The sequence below is a fragment of the Streptomyces albipurpureus genome, from assembly GCF_023701525.1.
Taxonomy (GTDB): domain Bacteria; phylum Actinomycetota; class Actinomycetes; order Streptomycetales; family Streptomycetaceae; genus Streptomyces; species Streptomyces albipurpureus.
This window is the reverse complement of sequence record NZ_JAMQAW010000075.1, coordinates 20,398-34,944: the sequence shown is the minus strand read 5'-3', so window position 1 is coordinate 34,944 and position 14,547 is coordinate 20,398. Positions and strand designations below refer to the sequence as shown.

Below are 14,547 nucleotides of genomic sequence, written 5' to 3'. Positions count from 1 at the left end.
CAAGGCCCCGGCGCGGCGGCAGGAGCGCCCGAGCACTTCCGAGCGGGTGCAGGCGTGGGTCAGCCCTCCGCTGGGACGGGCGCCGGCACCTGGGCCGGAGTTGTCGCACGACGTTCCGGCAGCAGCGCCAGCACCGCCTGCCGGTGCGCCTCGCTCGTCGCGTCGTCGAAGGGGTCGGGGGTGGCCGGCACCTGAAGTCTGACCACCGGCCCGGCGCTGAGCCGCGCGTAGCCACGGCCCGGTGGGACATCGGGGGTCGGGGTGGTGTGCGGAACCGTACCGAGTACGGCCGCGATCTCATGGAACCCGGCGGGTCCCAGGGCCACCCGGGCCCGGGTGTGGGTCAGCACGGTCTCGGTGAGCGAGCCCAGGCTGTCGAACTGCTCGGCCACCACGACCGTGACCTGTGCCGCCCGCCCGTGCCGCAGGGGAATCTCCAGGAGCTGCTGGGGATCGGGCTGCCCGTCGGCCGCGGCCAGATGACCGAGGATGCTCGGCCGGTCCACCAGAATCCACAGCGGGCGACGGATGTCGTCCGGCGGTGGCTCTCCTGCCTGCCGGGCGCGGTTGGCGGCGACCAGCCGTCGTTCGGTCTCCTGCGCCGCCCGCTCCAGAGCGCTGAGCGCCCCGGTCAGTCCGCATTCGATGGCGAGGACGCCCGAGCGCCCGGTGAGGCAGGAGTACTCACCAGTCGCTGAGCCGTCCACGATCAGCACGTCTCCGTGCGGGAGGGCCTGGAGGGCGATGGAGCGCAGCAGGGTGGTGGTGCCGCTCCCGGGTTCGCCGACCGCAAGGAGGTGGGCCTCGGTGGATCGGGGCCCGGTGCGCCAGATCACCGGGGGAGCGTCCCAGGTCTCCTCCCCGTCCGTCACCGGTACGGTGCGCTGCACGGCCTCGGAGTCGGTGAAACCGAGCACGGTCTCACCCGGGGCGGTGATGAACCGCTGGGCCGCGATGGCCGTGGACAGGGCCGGCAGGACGTTCATCACCAGCCGGTTGCCCTCTTCGTCCCAGACGAAGCGGTACTCGCGCCCACGGCCCGACTTGGCGTGCAGCACCTGCTCGACCCGGGCCCGGGACTCGTCTTCGCCATCCGTGAAGTACGCGGGGTAGGAGATGCGCAGACCGGTGAGTCTGCCGTTCCCGTCGAAGGCGTAGTCGCTGAAGGCATCGGCCCACGCACCGCCGTGGGCGTAGAGCGGGGCGGGGTCCTCGGCCACCGAGAAATACGGTACGAGAGCTTCGTAGAGTGCTTGCAGCCGCGCGGTCTCGGCTTCGTCGGGGCCGGTCCTCGCGGGATCGCGCGCGCGCCCCTGCCAGGCCGCCGCGCCCATCACCGAGATGAGGGCCGTCACCGGCCCGTAGGGGATGAGCGCGACCGCCATGACACCGCAGGCGGCCAGGAGAAGCGTGGGACCACGCTTCTCCTTGGGGGTGGCGGCCCATCTCTGTCCGGCCAGCCCCGCCAGCTTCCGTAGCCCCCGGGAGACGACGATCAGTGGATGGAGGACATCCGTGGCGCCGTCGGCGGCCGTGCGTGCGATCTCCCTGCCGCGGGCGATCCGCGCGGTTCCGCTGCTCAGAATGCGGGGGAGTGGGCGCCGGGGCACATCGTTCTCCTGAGGGTGGTGGGGCGGGGTGCGCTGGGCTGGGCTGTCGAGGTCAGAACTTGATCCCACCGAGGAGGCTGGCCAGGCTCTGGCTACCGGCCTCGATGCTGGGGGCGATGGCGGTACCCGCCAGGAAGAACCCGAAGAGCGCGCAGGCGACGGCGTGGGACGCCTTCAGCCCGCCCTTTCGGAAGAAGAGGAAGACGATGATCGCGAGCAGCACCACACCTGACATGGAAAGGATCATGAGGTTTCTCCTGGTCGAGGGGACAGTCACCATGAGTTCTTCCAACCTCACAGGAAGTATCTATGCGATAAAAGGTGCAAATGAGTGAAAAATCCGGTATTTCACTGAACTGGCGGAAGGGAGGAGGTCCCCCGAGGGGCACACTCCGCCGCCACCGGGCACAGTGCCTTCGCCGACGCCGTTTCCGGCACCGCCCAGGACCATGGACGGGCTCGCTCCGGCCAGAGGCCAGGGCAGTACTCTGGCGTGTCATCCGTACGGGTGTGCCGGTCGCGCACCTGGGTCGTCCGGTGTGTTCGGTGAGTCGGCCGGCCGCGGCGGTGCCTCGGGTCGCCCTTGGCGAGCGAGGGCGTACTGGGCGGAGCGGGCGGCCGGGCGACACGAGTTAGTTGGGTCACAGACGATGGTCACCAGAAGGAAAGGCGGTCCACCCGATGAGTGAGGTTCCCGACCCCGAGGTGATCGAGCTCGCCACCAAGGTCTTCGACCTCGCCCGGCGCGGTGAGGCCGAGGCCCTGGCCGCCTATGTGGACGCCGGAGTCCCGGCCAACCTCACCAATGACCGGGGCGACACCCTGGTCATGCTGGCCGCCTACCACGGCCACGCCCCCGCCGTACAGGCACTCCTCGACCGTGGCGCACAGCCCGACCGCCCCAACGACCGCGGCCAGACTCCGCTGGCGGGAGCCGTGTTCAAAGGCGAGGACGAGGTGATCCGGGTCCTGCTGGCGGGTGGAGCCGATCCGGCCGCCGGAACGCTCTCCGCCGTGGATACCGCGCGGATGTTTGGGAAGACAGATCTTCTGGAGTTGTTCCGTGGCAGATGACGCTCTTGGGCGTCACATCCAAGGGGTCCCGACAGGGGCGTCGTAAATGTGGTCGCGGTGGCGATATGGGTGGGTCATCATGACGTCGAGCCCTATCCCGGACATCACCGGGAATTCCCCCTGGGGCCACCGACGAGAGGTAGGAAAATGCTCTACACCAAGCAGCAGACGACGGGCGGCCCTACATGTTGCTGCGCGGCCTAGGCACTTCACTCCCCGGTTGCGTCGAGAGCTTGATGTGAGGCTTTCCCTATGTTTGATCCAGTCATAGCGCCGAGCGGCACGCTGCTCGGCCTGCTGCAGAGAGGCCGCGGCGACGGCACGCTGCACGCCCTCGCTGCACCTCGCGCCGAAGCGCTAGCCGCCCTCAACCACTGTGTGCTTCACGACCCCCGCCACGACTGGCAGGTCGAGAACCGCTCCCTCTACTACGCACGCCTCTACCTGGATCTCCACGGTGGTCTTGAGGCGATCGAGCACCACCTCTGCGATACCGACGACCTCTGCGACACCGACGAGGCCAGGACCGGCCTCGCGCTCGCGGTGCTCGGCCATCTCGCCTCCTACGGCAGGGCGGACGCCCTCGTGCTGCTGCGCCGCTACGCCGAGCGCGGAGCCAACTGGGCCTGGGCCCTCGATGAGCTGGCACTGCGCGACGACGATGCGGGACTGCGCTCGCTGGCGGTGCCGATCCTCGCCAGATTCCCCAGCACCGCCGAGGGGAACGCCGAACTGGCCGTCACCGTCCGCGACGCCTTCGAGCCCCGGCCCTGGCGACTGTGGGCCGACGACCCGCGGGAGAGCGTGGGCCCCCGGGTCCGCGCCGCCCAGGAATCGGGCTCGTTCGACCGCTGGCAGCGACAGATGCGGCCCAGCGGTCCGCGCCCCGGCTGGAGCGTGCAAGCCGTGTTCGACTGGGCCGACCAGGGCCTGGAGCGTGGCGCCGCACTGCATGTACCGGCAGCCCGCTGCCTGTCCGCGGTCGCCGGTACCAACGACCGGCCGGCCATCCTGGCAGCGGCCCGGGCGGGCACCGACGGTGCCCGCTGCGCCTCCCTGCACTATCTCGCCGAGTCCCGCGATCCCGCTGTACTCGACCTCATCGAAGCAGCGGTCTCGTACGGCTCCCGCACGGTCTGCGACGCGGCGGTCGCCGCCTTTGAGCGGATGTGCGGCACCGAGGCCGTCGACCGGGCCCGCGGCTGGGTCCACCGGCCCGACGCCCTCGGCAGGTCCGCGGCCGGCGTGCTCGCCTGCCGGGGCGATGCCGGCGATGGCCGACTCGTCCTCGGCGCGCTGCGCGAGACCGTACGGGCCGATGGCCCCGACGCTCCGATGCTCTTCACGCTCGTCGACGGCACCGGCCGTCTCGGCATCACCTGCGCCGCACCCGTCCTGCGCCACATCTACCGCGAGACCGCCTCGTCCCAACTCCGGGGGCGCGCGGCGCGGGCACTGGCTGCCACCGACGGTTCCTTCCCCACGGGATTCGCCGTCGAATGCCTGTGGGACTGCGAGGAGACCACCCGAGAGGTCGCCGCACGGCACGCGGCGACCGGTGACGTACGGGTCGCCGAACGACTGCGCCGGCTCGCCGCGGACCCCGCGGAGGAAGCCGAGGTCCAAACGGCGGTACGCAGCAGAATGGGCCCTGACGCACCGGTCGGATGACCTGCCACGGGTACGGGCATGTCCGTTGGCCGGCGGCCTCACCGCTGCCGCACACCGGACATGCCCAACATCGCCGCCGCTCCGCCGCGGTGAGAGTGCCGGCATGGGAGGGCTTTGGTCACAGCCCTCGCTGCGCGAGCGCGCGGAGGCGATGCCCCGCAGAGCGGACAGCGAGGGTCCCCGGACGGCCGGGACCGGCCGAGAACCACCGATAGCGCTTCGCGTCGCCGCGTCAGCGAGGGCTCCGCTTGCCAGAATGGGGAGATGAGCGGGCGCTGGGAATTCTGGATCGACCGTGGCGGTACCTTCACCGACATCGTGGGCAGACGCCCGGACGGACGGCTCGTCACCCACAAACTCCTCTCCCACGACCCCGAGCGCTACCCGGACGCCGCCGTCGCCGGTATCCGACTCCTCCTCGGCATCGAACCCGACCTCCCCATCCCCGCCGACCAGGTCGCCGTCGTCAAAATGGGGACGACCGTCGCCACCAACGCACTGCTGGAGCGACGCGGCGAACCCACCGTGCTCATCATCACCGAGGGCTTCCGCGACGCCCTGCGCATCGCCTACCAGAACCGTCCCCGGATCTTCGACCGCCGGATCATCCTTCCCGAAGCGGTGTACGAGAGGGTCATCGAAGTCCCCGAACGCCTCGACGCCCACGGCGCCGTCGTCCGCCCGCTCGACCTGCCCACCGTGGTCGAACGGCTGCGCGCCGCCCACGCGGACGGCTTTCGCAGCGCCGCGATCGTGCTGATGCACGGCTACCGAAACCCCGCCCACGAGACCCGTCTCGCAGCCGCCGCCCGGGCCGCCGGCTTCACCCAGATCAGCTGCTCACACGAGGTCAGCCCACTGATCAAACTGATCCCACGCGGTGACACGACCGTAGTGGACGCCTATCTCTCGCCGATCCTGCGCCGCTATGTGGATGAGGTGGCCCGGGAACTCAGCGGGATTCGGCTGATGTTCATGCAGTCCAACGGGGGCCTGCGCGAGGCCGCCCACTTCCGTGGCAAGGACGCCGTTCTCTCCGGCCCGGCCGGCGGAGTGGTCGGCATGGCGCGTACGGCCGAACAGGCGGGCTTCTCCCGGGTCATCGGCTTCGACATGGGAGGCACCTCCACCGATGTCTCCCACTACGCGGGCGAGTTCGAACGCGAGCTGGGGACCCAGGTCGCGGGAGTGCGGATGCGCGCCCCCATGATGAGCATCCACACGGTCGCCGCAGGCGGTGGTTCCATCCTCCACTTCGACGGCCGCCGCTATCGAGTCGGCCCCGACTCGGCGGGCGCGGCCCCCGGCCCCGCCTGCTACCGCAGAGGCGGCCCGCTCACCGTCACCGACGCCAACGTGATGCTCGGCCGCGTCCAGCCCACCCACTTCCCCGCGGTCTTCGGCCCGCACGGCGACCAGCCCCTCGACGTCCAGACCGTACGGGAGCGCTTCGCCGCACTGGCCGCGCGGGTCAGCCAGGAGAGCGGCAGCAACCGCACCCCCGAGGAGGTCGCCGCCGGCTTTCTCGATATCGCCGTGCTCAACATGGCCAACGCCGTCAAGAAGATCTCCGTACAACGCGGCCATGACATCACCCGCTACGCCCTCAACTCCTTCGGCGGCGCCGGAGGCCAACACGCCTGCGCGGTCGCCGACGCCCTCGGCATCACCACGGTGATCGTGCCTCCGCTCGCCGGAGTGCTCTCCGCCTACGGAATCGGCCTCGCGGATGCCACCGCCATGCGGGAGCAGTCCATCGAAGCGGAACTCGACGCCACCACCCTCACCAGGGTCCGGGCCCTGAGCGCCGAACTCGCCGAGCGCACCAGCGCCGAACTGCGAGCCGACCACATCCCGGCCGCGTCGATCACCACCCGGACCCGGGTACTGCTCCGGTACGCGGGCACCGATGCGAGCCTGCCCGTACCGCTGGACACGGCCAGCGCCATGAGGGAAGCCTTCACCGCCGTCCACCGCGCCCGCTACGCGTTCACCATGGACAAGCCCCTCATCGCGGAGGCCGTATCGGTGGAAGCCGTCGGCACGGCGGGCGGCCACGGCGAACAGATCGCCGAAACGGGCGACCCGGGGACGCCGGGCAGCGTCCCCGTAGCGATGTTCGTGGCAGGGACCAGCCGTCAAGTGCCGCTCCACCGCCGCGGCGCTCTGGCACCCGGCGACACGGTGACCGGCCCCGCGATCATCGCCGAGGCCGATGCGACCACCGTGCTCGACCCCGACTGGCAGGCACGGGCTGGTGACACGGGGCAGTTGCTGCTCACCCGCGTACGGCCCCGACCGGCCAGAACCGCCGTGGGAACCGATGCGGACCCGGTGCTCCTTGAGGTGTTCAACAACCTCTTCATGGCCATCGCCGAGCAGATGGGCGTCCGGCTGGAGAACACCGCGCACTCCGTCAACATCAAGGAACGGCTCGACTTCTCCTGCGCTCTCTTCGACCCCGAGGGCAATCTCATCGCCAATGCCCCGCACATCCCCGTTCACCTCGGCTCGATGGGCGAGTCGATCAAAGAGGTGTTGCGTCGCAATGAAGGACAGCTGCGACCCGGCGATGTCTATGCGATCAACGACCCCTACCACGGCGGCACCCACCTTCCCGATGTGACGGTCGTGACGCCCGTCTTCGCAGCGGACCAGCTGCGCTTCCTCGTTGCCTCGCGCGGTCACCACGCCGAGATCGGCGGCATCACCCCCGGCTCGATGCCGGCCTTCAGCCAGACCATCGACGACGAAGGCGTCCTCTTCGACAACTGGCTGCTGGTACGGGACGGAAGGCTGCGCGAGCGGGAGACCCGCGGGCTCCTCACCGGTGCGTCCCATCCCTCCCGGGCCCCCGGCATCAATATCGCCGACCTCCGCGCGCAGATCGCGGCCAATGAGAAGGGAATTGCGGAACTGGCCCGTACCGTCGATGAATTCGGCCTCGACGTGGTGCATGCCTATATGCGGCACGTACGGGACAATGCCGAGGAATCGGTGCGCCGGATCATTGCCGGACTGAGCGATGGCGAGTACCGCTATCGGACCGATGACGATTCCCTCATCCAGGTCGCCGTGCGAGTCGACCGCGAAAACCGCTCCGCCGTTATCGACTTCACCGGCACCTCACCCCAGCAGCCGGGCAACGCCAATGCCCCCACCTCGGTGGTGATGGCCGCCGTGCTCTATGTCTTCCGCACCCTCGTCGGTGAGGACATCCCGCTGAACAGCGGCTGTCTGGAACCACTGGAGGTACGGGTGCCGGAGGGCTCGATGCTCGCACCGGTGTACCCGGCCGCCACCGTCGCGGGCAATGTGGAGACCTCCCAGGCCATCACCGGAGCGCTCTATGCCGCGCTCGGTGTCCAGGCCGAGGGCTCCGGCACCATGAACAATCTGACGTTCGGAAACGACCGGGTGCAGTACTACGAGACGATCGCCAGTGGCTCGGGCGCGGGAGACGGCTTCGACGGCGCCGACGCGGTGCAGACCCATATGACCAACTCCCGTCTCACCGACCCCGAAGTACTGGAATGGCGCTATCCGGTTCGCGTGGACTCCTTCGCCGTCCGGGACGGCAGCGGCGGTAGGGGACGGTGGCACGGCGGTCGGGGAGCCATCCGTCGAATCCGCTTCCTGGAACCCATGACGGTCACGCTGCTCACCGGCCATCGCAAGGTTGCTCCCTACGGCATGGCGGGCGGCGGACCGGGTGCGCTGGGACGAAACGCGGTGGAGCGCGCGGACGGTTCGGTGGCCGCGCTGGCGGGGGTCGACTCGGTCGAGGTCGGCCCACAGGATGTGCTGGTCATCGAGACCCCGGGAGGTGGCGGGTACGGGCCACGTGTCGAACAGGCAGACTCCTAGAGACCGTCTGCGTCTGTTCGACGTCCTGCGTCTGCAACTACGTCCCTGTTCCGCGTCCGTCCCGTGCCCTTGGGCGCTGGGTGCCATGACCCGCGGGGTTGTTGACGCGCGTGATGGGCGGCTGGCCACCGAGAGCGGGACGGCCACTTGATCTCGGCCGGTCCATCCTCCTCGCGCCCGACCGGCCTGCTCCTGGGAGGACCGTGCGTACCTCCTTGGGTTGGACCGGCCTGCCCTGGGAGGACCGTGCGCAACCCAGATCACCGCCTTCCTCTCAGCCCAGCAGGGCAAATCGAAGAGGCGTACCGGGCGCGGCCTGCGCCGCCGCCCCCAGATCGCGATCGTCGACCACCGCCACCACCGGATAGCCGCCGGTGGTGGGATGGTCGGCGAGGAAGACCACCGGACAGCCATCCGGCGGCACCTGGACCGCCCCGAGCACCATGCCCTCACTGGGCAACTCCTCAGGGCGCACGCGCTCCAACGCGGGGCCCTCGGTGCGCAGCCCGATGCGGTTGCTCGCAGCTGACACTCGATAGACGCCGCTGGTCAGGGCCTTGAGCGCAGCAGCCGTGAACCAGTCGGCTCGTGGCCCCAACCGGACGCGCAGCACCAACTCCAGGGGCGGGGCCACCCACGGCAGCGTGCCGTCCACGGGCGATCGCTGACCGGTCGGAGTGCCAAGCGGCAGGACGGCGCCGTCCGCGAGCGGCGGGGGACCGAGCCCGGAGAGCAGATCGGTGGCACGGCTGCCCAACACCGGTTCGACGGCTATCCCGCCGGCGAAGGCCAGATAGCTCCGCACCCCAGAAGTGGCCCAGCCGGCCTCCAGCAGGCTCCCCGCCTCCACCCGCACCGAGGCACCCCAAGCGACCGGACGCCCGTTGACCAGGACAGGGCACGGCGCTCCACCGACGGCGGCGATCACGGCCCGGCGGGGCCTGATGGCGCAGCCACCGAAGGTGCTCTCCAGAACGGCCGCGCTCTCGGGGTTGCCCACCAGTCGATTGACCAGCCGGGCGGCCCGCCTGTCCAGTGCTCCGGAGCGGGACACCCCGAGATGAGCATGCCCGGGCCGCCCCAGATCCTGCACCGTGGTCAGCAGACCTGCCCGGACCACCGCGATGGCACCGTCCGTCATCGCCGCGCCACCAGGCGAACCCTGGCACCAGGCGAGAGCAGCGCGGCGGGCTCCCGGGCGGGGTCCCACAGCTTCAGATCCGTACGGCCGATCAACTGCCAGCCTCCTGGGGATGACCGGGGATAGACACCCGTGTAGCTGCCGGCGAGCCCGAGCGCCCCGGCGGGCACAGCGGTGCGCGGGGTCGCCCTACGGGGTACCGCCAGGTCCTCGGGAAGCCCGGTCAGATAGCCGAACCCGGGGGCGAAGCCGCAGAAGGCGACCCGGAAGTCGATCGAGGAGTGGATTTCGGCGACCTCGTTCGGTGCCACCCTCCATCGGCTGGCGACCTCTGCCAGATCGGGGCCGTCATAACGGACGGGCACCTCGATCACATCCATCTCCTCGATCTGAAGGGAGGGGATCTTCCAGTGGGGCAGTTCCCGAGCCCACCGGCCGGGATCGTCCACCCCGTCCAGCAGCACGGTCCGGGCCGCGGGCACGATCTCCCGTACCGCGGGGAGCGTCCCAGCGCTCCGGCGGCGCAGCAGTTCGGCGTGCAGCGCCCCGGCCTGTTCACCGTCCGCCATCTCGATCAGCAGGGCTCGGTCACCGACCGGAAGCGTTCTCATACGAAAGCCTCCACCCGCACACCCACGGTCTCCAATTGGTGGCGCACCTGACGGGCCAGCGTGACGGCCCCCGGGGTGTCACCATGGAGACAGAGCGATCGGGCGCGCACCGCCACCGACCTTCCACACCGTGAGGTGACCACACCGAAGCGGGCCATGCTGACCGACCGTTCCACCACGGCGTTCTCATCGGTGAGCACCGCGCCTTCCTCGCGACGCGGTACCAAGGTGCCCTCGGCGGTGTACGCCCGGTCCGCGAAGGCCTCGGTGATCACGGGGAGTCCGGCCTTCTCGGCCATGGCGTGCAGCTTGGAGCCGGGCAGCCCCAACAGGGGCAGTCGCTCACCCGTCAACAGCACGCCGTCGACCACGGCGGCAGCCTGCTCTTCGTCATGGACCACGCGGTTGTACAGAGCGCCATGGGGTTTGACGTAGGACACCCGGGAACCCGCGGCTCTGGCGAACACCTGGAGCGCACCGATCTGATAGGCGATCTCGGCGGCCAGTTCGTCCGGGGGGACGTCCATGGAGCGGCGGCCGAACCCGGCGAGATCGCGGTAGGAGACCTGGGCACCGATGCGTACGGATCGCTCGGCCGCCAGCCGACAGACCCGTTGCATGGTCGAGGCGTCTCCCGCGTGGAAGCCGCAGGCGACATTGGCGCTGGTGACGATGGAGAGCAGCCCCTCGTCGTCAGTCAGCCGCCAGCGGCCGAAGCCCTCACCGAGGTCGGCGTTGAGATCGATGGACGCCCAGGTCATGTACTCCTCCTCTGCTGTGCCCGGCCTCAAGCCACGCGGTAGTGCGCGTCCCGCACGTCTGTGCGGAACACCTGCCCCGGCGCATCGACGAAGGCGAACGCCGCGGGCGAAGCCGTCGCCGTTGTCTGCGGGGTGACTCCATCTGCCCGGAACAGAGAACAGAGAACAGAGAACAGACAACACAGAACACCGGAATGGCGCTGGGGCTCGCCAGCACCGGATCGCCGAAGCCCGGACGGTGTCGAAGTCCGGACGTTCGAGGTCCGCTGTGCCGAGCCCGCTTGGATTGCCGTGGTGCACCGCGCCGCGCCATGCACTGCGGGCATCATGGCACTCTGTCCGGCCGCCGTGTCGAGGTCCTCGGGTGGCATCGGGCACATCGATGCCCGCCATCGCTCCATGGAGCGGACCTGCGGGCTGAAGGCTCTTGCTCGTCTCCCATGACAGCTCGCGGGAGGGGTTTCGACCACTGGCCCGTGAACGTCACCGACCCGTGAACGTCACCGACCCGTGAACGTCTCCTGACTCGTGAACGTCACCGACCCGTGAACGTCTCCTGGTCCGTGAACTCGGACGCGGTGGTTTCGTGCCGCCGCTGGCCGTGCGGGGCGCCATTGACCGCTGCCGCACCCCGCAGCCGTCGGGTGCGCCGTAGTCCACGGCATCGATGGGCCGCCCTGTGCGCTCGGGCAGTTCGAGGCGGTCGTCCGCGGGGCGCAAGGGCCGACTGGACGGGCGTCTCCACCGCCAACGCCCACTTCCACCGTGGGGCTGGTCGCCCTCCCCGGGGCAGTGCCCGCACCGGGAACTGTCGCATGGCGTGCCGGCCGAACTGAGCTTCGCCTTCCACCTGGTCGAGAACCCGCGCGACCTCCACCAGCCCTGCCTCGTCCGCGACTGCGGCAAAACCCCTGCGCTCGGGAGACGGCGCTGGCGCGGAACGGCCACCGGCCTACTTCGAAGACGCCCGTGAACGCCGGGTCGAGACCTCCGCACACCTGGTGTTGGAGGACGAGAGCCAAGGCTGTTCCCTTGTTCCGGGGCAGTCTGAACCGTTACCCGGGTCAGTGGTGCGCCCGAGCCGCGGCGCCGCTGTGGGGCGGTCGCTTCTGCGCCGTTTCGACCGTTGTCAGTGCGAGGACCTAGTCTGTGCAACGTGACTTCGCCAGCCCCGACGGACTTCGTTCCGCCCCAGCTCAGCGTGGGGCCGCGGCTCGCGCTGGGCCCGGCCGCCGACGAAGGGCTCGCGCGGCGCCTGCGCGCGCTCGCGTGCACCGCGCCGCTGCACGATCTGGACGCCCGCAAGGCCAATCTCGCCGGTGAGTACACGGTCTACGCCATGGCGGAGGTGGCTCTCTCCGCCATTGACCTCATCACCTTGCACATGGATTTCGATACCGGCGCGGATCACGACCAGATAGTGGCCAGGCTTCTGCCCAGGGTTGCCGCGCAGGCCCCGGCGCGACCGGTGTCCGAGCATGAGCGGGTCGCCCGCTGGGTGCTGGAGAATCTGATCAACGTGGGAAGCGTCGACCGAGGATTCCGCGCGGTGTACGGCACCTTCGGACCCGATGGCGTCTACATCCGCCGGGACTACGACTTCAAGTTGATCGAGGAGGTCCCGGGCCCCGGCGGCAGTGTCTATCTCCGCACCACCGATGAAGCGGTCAACGTCCTGGTGGGTGCCCTCGATACCGATGTCACCAGCGCGCAGATCGCGGCGGAGGTCAAGCTGGAGGTCCTGATCAGCCGAGGCAAGCTCGCGGACGCCCAGCTCGCCGCCGAGCAGGCCAGATACCGCACCGTGCAGTATGCCGAGACCCTCCGCCGTACGTTGGAGGCCACCCGTCGCAATGTCCGCGCCGTCGACTGGTTGAACGCCGTCCCGGACATGATCGCCGAAGCCCTCGACCATGTCGCCGACCGCTACCGCCATGAGAACGCGATCCTGACGAACATCCGCAAGGCGCGTGACGAGGCCGAGGAGCCCGAGAACAGGCGTCGTGCGGCGGAGTTGGTCGACATCGTGAAGGACTGCATCCGCCGTCACACCCAGCTCCAGTCGAGGCTGCTGGAAGCCGGTCCGCTCTTCCGCGCTGAGCAGGACCGTCAGGCGTTCGCCCGGCCGACCACCCATACCGGACTCGATCTCTACGGACAGTTGATGGCCCCGGTGCTGTCGCTTCCGCTGGAGGGCGCGATCCAGGTCACCGACGCGTTCTTCGCCCGCGGCACGGGACTGCGCACGCCGTCGTCGGTAAGGGTCGGGGACCTGGTCGACATGTTGCTGACCCCACCCCTGGAGCGCGAGCATCTGGGCGCCGAGATGCCCGAGCCCGATCTGATCGCGACTCCCGATGACAGCCGGTTCAGCGAGGAGCAGCTCACCCGAGCCCTGCGACTGCTCGATCTGGAACACGATGCCCCGCGCCGCCTCTCGGGCCTGCTTGCCGAAGCCCGTGGCATCGACCCCGAACTGCCCTATCTGGTGGCGCTCCTGGCGGTCCACGCGGCCAGCCCGCCTGTGGGCACCGCCTATCGCCAGGGCGAGGAGCGATTGCTGTTCGCCGTGGACGACGGCACCGAGCTGGCCGATCCGGAGTTCGGTGGCGCGGATCTGATCGTGGGCACCGCCCTCCTGGACGCGGCCGGGATGGCCGCGGACCGCGCGGAGGCCGCATGAGTGGCCACAGCGCGCCGCCCGCAGGACCACACGCGATATCCCCATCCCCCCGCACGGCGGCGGTCCGACGCTCCCCTCCGATGACGAGCCATCGGCTGACCACCAGAGACCCGGCCGGCCCTCCGCCCTCCCCAACCTGTCCGCATCCCCGTCCGAAGGAGTCACCGAAGTGACCGACCCTCACGCCGAGCGCGACCCCTGGCGTGCCTCGGACACCGGTGAAGTGCCCGCCGACCCCGCAGCCGCCGGCGGTCCCCGCATCACCCCCGCCGACGCGGCCGACGCCGCCCGCCTCGTCTCCTGCGGGCTTCAGCCCAAACTGATGCCCGCACGCGACGCGGAGTACGCCGAACTACTCCGCCGCTACCGAGAGGAGACAGCCTTCGCCCGGCTCGCCGACGCTGTCGCCACCGGTCTGGGGCTGATCGTGCTTGAGGTCTCCCCCCGTGCCGGGATGGCGCTGGCCGCCGCGGAGGACTCCGTCTTCGCCGTCCGCATGGGCGACTACGCCCGTCGAGCAGCCGTCGACTCCGCCGACCGGTTTCTGCACGGTCTCGCCCATCTGGCCGTCGCCACCATGTCCTTTCCCCGCCCCGAAGACCTCGCCGACGACGGCTACATCGGCCGCATCACGGTCAACGGCGTCGAAGCCTTCGTACGACAGGCCTGCCGCCGTCTTGAAGAGCGCGCCGAGGACCAGGGCCAGAACACCGACCCCGCCACCGACGCCCCGGGCCTGGAGTCCGCCTGGCGGATCTACGCCCGCCGCAGCGCCACCGGAGCCACCAAGGACGCCCGCAGACTCGCCGGTTCGACCAGCGGCATCATCGGCAAGGCAGTCGCCTTCCTCACCGAATCGGGCTTCCTCCAGCGCACCGGAGACGACGCCGGAGGCGCCTACCGCACCACCGCCCGCTACCAGCTTCAAGTCCGCGATATGGCGGGCAGCGCCGCCATGGCCGAACTACTCGAACTCGGCGTCGTACCCATCAGCGACGGCACCGCCACCCTCGTCCCGCCGTCCGAGGCCGACGATCTGGAGCTAGTCGCCGACGCCGGGCTCCCCTTCCACACCTGACACCCGTCGACCCCATCCCCCCACCCGGCCTGCCAACCACGAGAGTCCGCC

The 14,547-nt window shown here is 70.0% G+C and carries 10 protein-coding genes; 5 read left to right on the top strand and 5 right to left on the bottom strand.

Features of this window, described 5'->3' with window-relative positions; genetic code table 11:
* Positions 1 to 59: 59 nt before the first annotated feature.
* Both NBG84_RS35110 and NBG84_RS35105 read right to left on the bottom strand, forming a co-directional pair.
* On the bottom strand, positions 60 to 1,610 hold the full coding sequence (locus tag NBG84_RS35110) for an ATP-binding protein (RefSeq protein WP_250923746.1): 1,551 nt from the start codon (positions 1,608 to 1,610) through the stop codon (positions 60 to 62).
* A gap of 52 nt (positions 1,611 to 1,662) precedes the next feature.
* Positions 1,663 to 1,857, bottom strand: a complete 195-nt coding sequence (locus NBG84_RS35105) for a hypothetical protein (RefSeq protein WP_250923745.1) — start codon at positions 1,855 to 1,857, stop codon at positions 1,663 to 1,665.
* Positions 1,858 to 2,291: 434 nt separating this feature from the next.
* On the opposite strand from NBG84_RS35105, the gene NBG84_RS35100 reads away from it, so the two are divergent.
* From NBG84_RS35100 to NBG84_RS35090, 3 genes are all read left to right on the top strand, one after another.
* The gene (locus tag NBG84_RS35100) at positions 2,292 to 2,684 is read left to right on the top strand and encodes an ankyrin repeat domain-containing protein (protein ID WP_250923744.1); all 393 of its coding nucleotides are present in this window, start codon (positions 2,292 to 2,294) and stop codon (positions 2,682 to 2,684) included.
* A 252-nt stretch (positions 2,685 to 2,936) separates the two neighbouring features.
* A complete protein-coding gene (locus NBG84_RS35095) occupies positions 2,937 to 4,355 on the top strand; it encodes a HEAT repeat domain-containing protein (protein ID WP_250923743.1) in 1,419 nt (472 codons plus the stop codon).
* Between the two features lie 264 nt (positions 4,356 to 4,619).
* Positions 4,620 to 8,222 carry a hydantoinase B/oxoprolinase family protein gene (locus tag NBG84_RS35090; RefSeq protein ID WP_250923742.1) on the top strand — a complete coding sequence of 1,201 codons (3,603 nt, stop codon included), beginning with the start codon at positions 4,620 to 4,622 and terminating at the stop codon, positions 8,220 to 8,222.
* Positions 8,223 to 8,496: 274 nt separating this feature from the next.
* Here NBG84_RS35090 and NBG84_RS35085 read toward each other — a convergent pair whose 3' ends face one another.
* The 3 genes from NBG84_RS35085 to NBG84_RS35075 are packed head-to-tail and all read right to left on the bottom strand — an operon-like array spanning position 8,497 to position 10,735.
* Positions 8,497 to 9,363, bottom strand: coding sequence for a 5-oxoprolinase subunit C family protein (locus NBG84_RS35085; protein WP_250923741.1), 867 nt, complete (start codon positions 9,361 to 9,363; stop codon positions 8,497 to 8,499).
* The gene (gene pxpB / locus NBG84_RS35080; RefSeq protein ID WP_250923740.1) at positions 9,360 to 9,974 is read right to left on the bottom strand and encodes a 5-oxoprolinase subunit PxpB; all 615 of its coding nucleotides are present in this window, start codon (positions 9,972 to 9,974) and stop codon (positions 9,360 to 9,362) included. Before pxpB ends, NBG84_RS35085 begins: the two co-directional genes overlap by 4 nt.
* Positions 9,971 to 10,735 carry a LamB/YcsF family protein gene (locus tag NBG84_RS35075; protein ID WP_250923739.1) on the bottom strand — a complete coding sequence of 255 codons (765 nt, stop codon included), beginning with the start codon at positions 10,733 to 10,735 and terminating at the stop codon, positions 9,971 to 9,973. The genes pxpB and NBG84_RS35075 overlap by 4 nt, the downstream gene beginning before the upstream one ends.
* Before the next feature lie 1,156 nt (positions 10,736 to 11,891).
* Here NBG84_RS35075 and NBG84_RS35070 point away from each other — a divergent pair.
* The gene (locus NBG84_RS35070; protein ID WP_250923738.1) at positions 11,892 to 13,418 is read left to right on the top strand and encodes a hypothetical protein; all 1,527 of its coding nucleotides are present in this window, start codon (positions 11,892 to 11,894) and stop codon (positions 13,416 to 13,418) included.
* A gap of 169 nt (positions 13,419 to 13,587) precedes the next feature.
* Positions 13,588 to 14,496: a hypothetical protein gene (locus NBG84_RS35065; protein WP_425608759.1), complete on the top strand. Its 909-nt coding sequence runs from the start codon at positions 13,588 to 13,590 to the stop codon at positions 14,494 to 14,496.
* Positions 14,497 to 14,547 lie beyond the last annotated feature (51 nt).

What these genes read in the sequence shown, in the direction of transcription:
- NBG84_RS35105 (WP_250923745.1), bottom strand. Translation starts at nt 1,857, where the DNA reads ATGATCCTTTCCATGTCAGGTGTGGTGCTGCTCGCGATCATCGTCTTC.
- NBG84_RS35100 (WP_250923744.1), top strand. Translation starts at nt 2,292, where the DNA reads ATGAGTGAGGTTCCCGACCCCGAGGTGATCGAGCTCGCCACCAAGGTC.
- NBG84_RS35095 (WP_250923743.1), top strand. Translation starts at nt 2,937, where the DNA reads ATGTTTGATCCAGTCATAGCGCCGAGCGGCACGCTGCTCGGCCTGCTG.
- NBG84_RS35090 (WP_250923742.1), top strand. Translation starts at nt 4,620, where the DNA reads ATGAGCGGGCGCTGGGAATTCTGGATCGACCGTGGCGGTACCTTCACC.
- NBG84_RS35085 (WP_250923741.1), bottom strand. Translation starts at nt 9,363, where the DNA reads ATGACGGACGGTGCCATCGCGGTGGTCCGGGCAGGTCTGCTGACCACG.
- pxpB (WP_250923740.1), bottom strand. Translation starts at nt 9,974, where the DNA reads ATGAGAACGCTTCCGGTCGGTGACCGAGCCCTGCTGATCGAGATGGCG.
- NBG84_RS35075 (WP_250923739.1), bottom strand. Translation starts at nt 10,735, where the DNA reads ATGACCTGGGCGTCCATCGATCTCAACGCCGACCTCGGTGAGGGCTTC.